Source organism: Burkholderia sp. AW49-1, from assembly GCF_053427845.1.
Window position 1 is genome coordinate 1 of the sequence record NZ_JBSAXF010000064.1, and the last position, 6,281, is coordinate 6,281.

Below are 6,281 nucleotides of genomic sequence, written 5' to 3' on the forward strand. Positions count from 1 at the left end.
GGACCTTCACGTTGTAATCGACCACTCTTTTCACTGGCACCAGGATTTTCATGCACACGCTCCAAAGTTACGAATACGACCAGAGGCCATTCTATAGCGAGGCCTCATGACTGCGCGGCCAAGCGGACCAATCCATCGCGGCTATCGAGGATAGCGCTCCTCTTGGGTGCGCCGACAATAGCGAACGGTCGTTCTATTTTAAAAGAGAAAAAACCCGGACGCAAAGCCCGGGTTTTCGATCATCGACTCTAATCGTCACCGGGCGCGCCCAGCACCACGTATCACCAGGCGGCGATGACCGCGCCGCCGAACTTCTGTTCGATGAACTGCTTCACTTCCGCGGAATGGTAGGCCGCGACCAGCTTCGCGACCCACGGCTTGCCCCGGTCGGCCTCGCGGATCGCGAGGATGTTCGCGTAAGGGCCGTTCGGGCCCTCGATCGCGATCGCGTCCTGTTTCGGCTTCAACCCCGCTTCCATCGCATAGTTGGTGTTGATCGCCGCAGCGTCGACGTCGCCGAGCGAGCGCGGAATCTGTGCCGCATCGAGTTCGACGATTTTCAGCTTGCGCGGATTGTCGACGATGTCGAGCGGCGTGGCCTTCAACCCGGCGTCCGCACGCAGCTTCAGCAGGCCCTGCTTCTGCAGCAACAGCAGCGCGCGGCCGCCATTGGTCGGGTCGTTCGGCACCGCGATGCGCGCGCCGGGCTTCAACTCGGCCAGCGACTTCACCCGCTTCGAATAGATGCCCATCGGGAACGTGACGGTATCCGCGACCTTGATCAGCTTGTAGCCGCGGTCCTTCACCTGCGCCTGCAGATAAGGATCGTGCTGGTAGCTGTTCGCGTCGAGATCGCCCGACGCGAGCGCCGCGTTCGGCTGCACGTAATCCGAGAATTCCACGATACGGATGTCGAGGCCGCTCTTGGCCGCGACCTTCTTCACCACGTCCATGATCTGCGCGTGCGGACCGCCCGTCACGCCCACCTTGATGGTTTCGGCCTGCGCGTGCGCGCTCACGAACAGCGCGGCCGCGCCGAGTGCGGCCGCGAGCTTCAGCATGAAACGTCGTTGCATCGTCTCCCCCTACCCATGAATGTCGTTATTACTTGTGACTCAGCCGACGCACGAGCCAGTCGCCGAACGATTGCACGATCTGCACGAACACGATCAGGATCGCGACGACCGTCCACATGACTTCCGGCAGATAGCGCTGGTAGCCGTAACGGATGCCGAGATCGCCGAGCCCGCCGCCGCCGATCGCACCGGCCATCGCCGAGTAGCCGACGAGCGACACGAACGTGATCGTCAGGCCAGCGACGATGCCGGGCAGCGATTCGGGCAGCAGCACCTTGAACACGATTTGCGACGTCGTCGCGCCCATCGACTGCGCGGCCTCGATCAGCCCGCGGTCGACTTCGCGCAGCGCCGTCTCGACCAGCCGCGCGACGAACGGCGCGGCCGCGAGGGTCAGCGGCACGACCGCCGCAGCCGTGCCGATCGACGACCCGGTGACGAGCCGCGTGAACGGAATGACCGCGACCAGCAGAATGATGAACGGCGTCGAGCGCACTGCGTTCACGATGCCGCCGAGCACGCGATTCACACCGAGGTTCTGCAGCACGCCCTGGCGGTCGGTCAGGTAGAGCAGCACGCCGAGCGGCATCCCGACGAGCGCGCCGACCGCTCCCGAGATGCCGACCATGATCAGCGTCTCCCAGAACGACTGCACGAACATATCGAACATCTCACTCAACATACGAAAGCTCCTCCACCACCACACCTTGCTCGCGCAGGAACGCGAGCGCCTGCCCGACCTTGCCCGGTTCGCCGCCCGCGAGCACCGCGAGCGAGCCGAACGCCTGCCCCTGGATCTCGTCGATCTGGCCGTGCAGGATGTTGAAATCGAGTTCGTACCGGCGAATCGTCTCCGACAGGATCGGCTGGTCGACACCCGAGCCGGTGAATGCGAGCCGCAGCAAATGCCCGCTGCCCGTCTTCAGCCGCTCGGCCACGCGTGCCTTGAGGGCGGGCGGCAGTTCCTGCGCGATCACGTCGCCGATCAGCGCGCGCGTCACTTCGTGATGCGGCTGCAGGAACACGTCGATCACGCGGCCTTCCTCGACCACGCGACCGGCGTCGAGCACCGCCACGCGATCGCACACCTGCTTGATCACTTCCATCTGGTGCGTGATCAGCACGATCGTCAGGCCGAGTTCCCGATTGATGCGCTTCAGCAAGTCGAGGATCGCACGCGTGGTCTCGGGATCGAGCGCCGACGTCGCTTCGTCCGACAGCAGCACCTTCGGCTTGCTCGCGAGCGCGCGGGCGATGCCGACGCGCTGCTTCTGACCGCCGCTGATCTGCGCCGGGTAGCGGTCCTTCTGCGCGGAAAGCCCGACGAGGTCGAGCAGCGGCAGCACGGCGGCCTCGATGTCGGCGCGGCTCGCGCCAGCCAGTTCGAGCGGCAACGCGACGTTGTCGAACACCGTGCGCGACGACAGCAGGTTGAAGTGCTGGAAGATCATGCCGATTTCGCGGCGCGCTTCGCGCAGTGCGCCGGCCGGCAGCAGCGTGAGATCGCGCCCGCCGACGACGACGTTACCTTCGGTCGGCCGCGTGAGCAGGTTGATGGTGCGCACGAGCGTGCTCTTGCCGGCGCCGCTTCGGCCGATGATGCCGAACACCTCGCCCTGCGGGATCGTCAGATTGACGTTGTGCAATGCGTCGACCCAGCCGGTCGGCCCAGGGAAACGCTGCGACAGATTGCGTAATTCGATCATGTAAACAAAACGGCGGCCGGCTGGCGAAGCCCGCCAGTCGGCCGCCGATGCATCTGGAATAGCCGGCGATTTTACCGCAAACGCCTCATTCCACTTAATAATCGATTTCGATCTTTTCATAACCGGACGAAATTAGAGGAGCACTGCTGGCCCACCGCATGCGTGCCGCGACTATGATCCGGAACACCGATGCCAAATGAACAGGGGACCCGCCAGATGACCGCCACCACCACGCAGGCCGCGGCCGCAGCACTGGACACGGCCGCGCCGCCCGCCCCAAGGATGGGCCGGCTGCGTACCGCGGACGGGCTCGAACTGGCGTCATATCGCTGGCCGGCCGGCGACGGCACCGAGCCGCCGCGCGCGACGATCGCGCTCGTGCATGGCCTCGCGGAGCATGCCGGCCGCTACGCGGCGCTCGCGGCGAGATTGAACGCGGCCGGCATCGACGTGCTGGCGATCGATCTGCGCGGGCACGGCCAGTCGCCCGGCAAACGCGCGTGGGTCGAGCGTTTCGACGATTACCTGAACGACGCGGACGCCCTCGTCGCCGAAGCAGCCCGCGACGATACGCCGCTCTTCCTGATGGGGCACAGCATGGGCGGCGCCGTCGCGGCGCTGTATGCGATCGAACTCGCGCCGCTTCGCGGCCACGCGCTGGCGGGCCTCGTGCTGTCGAGCCCGGCGCTCGCGCCGGGACGCGACGTGCCGCGCTGGATGCTCGCGATGAGCCGCTTCATCAGCCGCGTGTGGCCGAGCTTCCCCGCGATCAGGATCGACGCGGCGCTGCTGTCGCGCGATCCGGCCGTCGTCGCGGCCAATCGTGCCGATCCGCTCGTGCACCATGGCCCGGTGCCGGCGCGCACCGGCGCCGAGATCCTGGACGCGATGGCGCGCATCGAGCGTGGTCGCGGCGCGCTGCGCGTGCCGGTGCTCGTCTATCACGGCACCGAGGACAAGCTGACCGAGCCTGACGGAAGCCGCACGTTCGGCGCACGCGTCGGCTCGCCCGATCGCACGCTGACGCTATACGAAGGCGGGTTCCACGAAACGATGAACGATCTCGAGCGCGACCGCGTGATCGATGCGCTGATCGCGTGGATTCACGCGCACGTGCCGGCGCGCTGAGCGCGCGCCGACCCGCTCGAGGTCAGATGCCGGCCAGCACGCGCAGGTGCGCGACGACGCTGCGGCCGAGTGCGGACAGGTTGTAGCCGCCCTCGAGACAACTCACGATGCGGCCCTGCGCATGCCGGCGCGCGACGTCGACGACCTGCGCGGTCAGCCATTCGAAATCGGCCTCGACGAGACCGAGGTTGCCGATGTCGTCCTCTCGATGCGCATCGAAACCGGCCGACACGAACAGCATCTGCGGCTTGAACGCGTCGAGACGCGGCAGCCAGAACATGTCGACCGCTTCGCGGATCGCCATCCCGTTGCTGCGCGCAGGCATCGGCAGGTTGACCATGTTCGGCGCCTGGTGATCGACGCCCGAGAACGGGTACAGCGGATGCTGGAAGAAGCTGCACATCAGCACGCGCTCGTCGTTCGCGAACGCGGCTTCGGTGCCGTTGCCGTGGTGCACGTCGAAATCGACGATTGCGACACGCTCGAGGCCATGGACATCGAGCGCATGCCGCGCGGCGATCGCGACGTTGTTGAAGAAGCAGAAACCCATCGCGCGCGCGGGTTCCGCGTGATGGCCGGGCGGCCGCACGCTGCAGAACGCATTCGCGTAGCGGCCTTCGATCACGGCGTCGGTCGCCGCGATCGCCGCGCCGGCCGCACGCAGCGCGGCGCGCCACGTGTCGCGGTTCATCAGCGTGTCGGGATCGATCTCGACGTAGCCGTCGACGGGCGTCATGCTGCGGATGTAGTCGATGTGGGCCTGCGTATGCACGCGGCCCAGCGCCACCTCGCTCGCGAACGGCGCGGTTTCGTGCACGATTAGGTCGTCGATGCGGCTCGCGATCAACTGATCCTGGATCGCCGACAGGCGGGCCGGGCATTCCGGATGCCATTCCCCCATCTCGTGCAGCATGCAGTCGGGGTGCGTATAGAAGGCGGTTGCCATAAGCTGTCATCCGCGACGCAGGGTGCGCCGCAGGTCTCCATCAATGATGTCCATCGTCTGCCGCGAATTCGCCGCTAACTTACCACAACGGTGCGCTGCTTCGCCCCGGCACGCAGGATGCGTCGGGTATACTGCGCCGAACCCCATCGCCCTGTCCGCCCGCTTCGACATGAATTCCAGCAAGCCTGCCGCCCTTCTCTCCGCACTGTTCAGCGTTCGCGTCCCGCTCGTTGCTGCTGCCATCGCCGTTACCGTGGCAGCCGCGCCGGCCGTCGCGCAGACGCAGCCTGCGAAGTCCTCCGGCACGCGCGTCGCACAGGCGCAACCGCAGCAGCCGGCGCCGCAAGGCCAGACCTTCGAAGAGGAAATCGTTCCGCAGCGCTACGCGAACAACGCGAAGGTCGACGCGTTCATCGACGAGATGGTGAGCCGCAACGGCTTCGATTCCACGAGCCTGCATGCGCTGTTCTCGCGCGTCAGCTACTCGGCCACCGCCGTGAAGCTCGTGAAGCCGGCGCCGACGCCTTCGGTGAAGAACTGGCGCGTCTATCGTTCGCGCTTCATCGAACCGATCCGCATCAACGCGGGCGTGAAATTCTGGAAGGCAAACCAGGCGACGCTGCGGCGCGCATCCGAGGAATTCGGCGTGCCGCCCGAAGTGATCGTCGGCATCATCGGCGTCGAAACGATCTACGGCCGCTACATGGGCAACTTCCGCGTGCTCGATGCGCTGACGACGCTCACGTTCGACTACCCGGACACGCCGAATCGCGACAGCCGCCAGGCAACGTTCCGCAAGAATCTCGAGGACTTCCTCGTCTGGACCCGCGACAACCAGCTCGACCCGACCACCGTGCTCGGCTCGTACACGGGCGCGATCGGCATCCCGCAGTTCCTGCCGAGCAGCATCCGCGAGTATGCGGTCGACTACGACAGCGGCGGGCACGTCGATCTGCGCAGCAGCCCTGCCGATGCGATCGGCAGCGTTGCGAACTACCTGAAGCAGCATGGCTGGGAAACCGATCGCCCGGTAGTCTGGCGGATCACGCCCGACACGGGCAGCCTCGGCATCGCGCAGGCGGCCGCAGACGGTCAGCCCGAACCGCACTGGGCACTGTCGCAACTGTTGCGCGCCGGCATGACGCTCAACGAGCCGATGGTCAACATCACCACCGAAGCCGGCACGCCGGTCACCGTGGTCGATCTGCCGTCACCGGGGAGCGCGACCGAATACATGCTCGGCCTCAAGAACTTCTACGTGCTGACGCGCTACAATCGCAGCTTCTTCTATGCGCTCGCCGTGTACCAGCTCGGCGAAGCCGTGAAGGCGCAGATGGAAGCGAACGGCGCGCTGCCTCTGCCTGCAGCGGACACGGAAGCGCCGGCGCAGTAAGCATGGTCCACGCAAAGCAAAAGCGCCGCTTG

6 protein-coding genes are annotated in these 6,281 nt (G+C 66.1%); 2 read left to right on the forward strand and 4 right to left on the reverse strand.

Going from position 1 to position 6,281, the window contains the following annotated elements; all coding sequences use genetic code 11:
* Nucleotides 1–281: 281 nt before the first annotated feature.
* From ACV22W_RS33280 to ACV22W_RS33290, 3 genes are read right to left on the reverse strand one after another with little or no spacing between them, the layout of a single operon-like run.
* Nucleotides 282–1,076: a MetQ/NlpA family ABC transporter substrate-binding protein gene (locus tag ACV22W_RS33280; RefSeq protein ID WP_448023779.1), complete on the reverse strand. Its 795-nt coding sequence runs from the start codon at nucleotides 1,074–1,076 to the stop codon at nucleotides 282–284.
* A 28-nt stretch (nucleotides 1,077–1,104) separates the two neighbouring features.
* A complete protein-coding gene (locus ACV22W_RS33285; RefSeq protein WP_059529977.1) occupies nucleotides 1,105–1,758 on the reverse strand; it encodes a methionine ABC transporter permease in 654 nt (217 codons plus the stop codon).
* Entirely contained in the window at nucleotides 1,748–2,782 is a 1,035-nt protein-coding gene (locus ACV22W_RS33290) for a methionine ABC transporter ATP-binding protein (RefSeq protein WP_059509785.1), read from the reverse strand. Before ACV22W_RS33290 ends, ACV22W_RS33285 begins: the two co-directional genes overlap by 11 nt.
* A gap of 216 nt (nucleotides 2,783–2,998) precedes the next feature.
* Between ACV22W_RS33290 and ACV22W_RS33295 the strand changes: the two genes are divergently transcribed.
* Nucleotides 2,999–3,910 carry an alpha/beta hydrolase gene (locus ACV22W_RS33295; protein ID WP_448023780.1) on the forward strand — a complete coding sequence of 304 codons (912 nt, stop codon included), beginning with the start codon at nucleotides 2,999–3,001 and terminating at the stop codon, nucleotides 3,908–3,910.
* A 22-nt stretch (nucleotides 3,911–3,932) separates the two neighbouring features.
* Here ACV22W_RS33295 and ACV22W_RS33300 read toward each other — a convergent pair whose 3' ends face one another.
* A complete protein-coding gene (locus ACV22W_RS33300; RefSeq protein WP_448023781.1) occupies nucleotides 3,933–4,856 on the reverse strand; it encodes a histone deacetylase family protein in 924 nt (307 codons plus the stop codon).
* Between the two features lie 43 nt (nucleotides 4,857–4,899).
* Between ACV22W_RS33300 and mltB the strand changes: the two genes are divergently transcribed.
* Nucleotides 4,900–6,249 (forward strand): lytic murein transglycosylase B, encoded by a 1,350-nt coding sequence (gene mltB, locus ACV22W_RS33305; protein ID WP_448023782.1) that lies wholly within the window; start codon nucleotides 4,900–4,902, stop codon nucleotides 6,247–6,249.
* Nucleotides 6,250–6,281 lie beyond the last annotated feature (32 nt).

Coding starts and splice junctions, on each gene's coding strand:
- ACV22W_RS33285 (WP_059529977.1), bottom strand. CDS start 1,758: ATGTTGAGTGAGATGTTCGATATGTTCGTGCAGTCGTTCTGGGAGACG.
- ACV22W_RS33280 (WP_448023779.1), bottom strand. CDS start 1,076: ATGCAACGACGTTTCATGCTGAAGCTCGCGGCCGCACTCGGCGCGGCC.
- mltB (WP_448023782.1), top strand. CDS start 4,900: ATGATGTCCATCGTCTGCCGCGAATTCGCCGCTAACTTACCACAACGG.
- ACV22W_RS33300 (WP_448023781.1), bottom strand. CDS start 4,856: ATGGCAACCGCCTTCTATACGCACCCCGACTGCATGCTGCACGAGATG.
- ACV22W_RS33295 (WP_448023780.1), top strand. CDS start 2,999: ATGACCGCCACCACCACGCAGGCCGCGGCCGCAGCACTGGACACGGCC.
- ACV22W_RS33290 (WP_059509785.1), bottom strand. CDS start 2,782: ATGATCGAATTACGCAATCTGTCGCAGCGTTTCCCTGGGCCGACCGGC.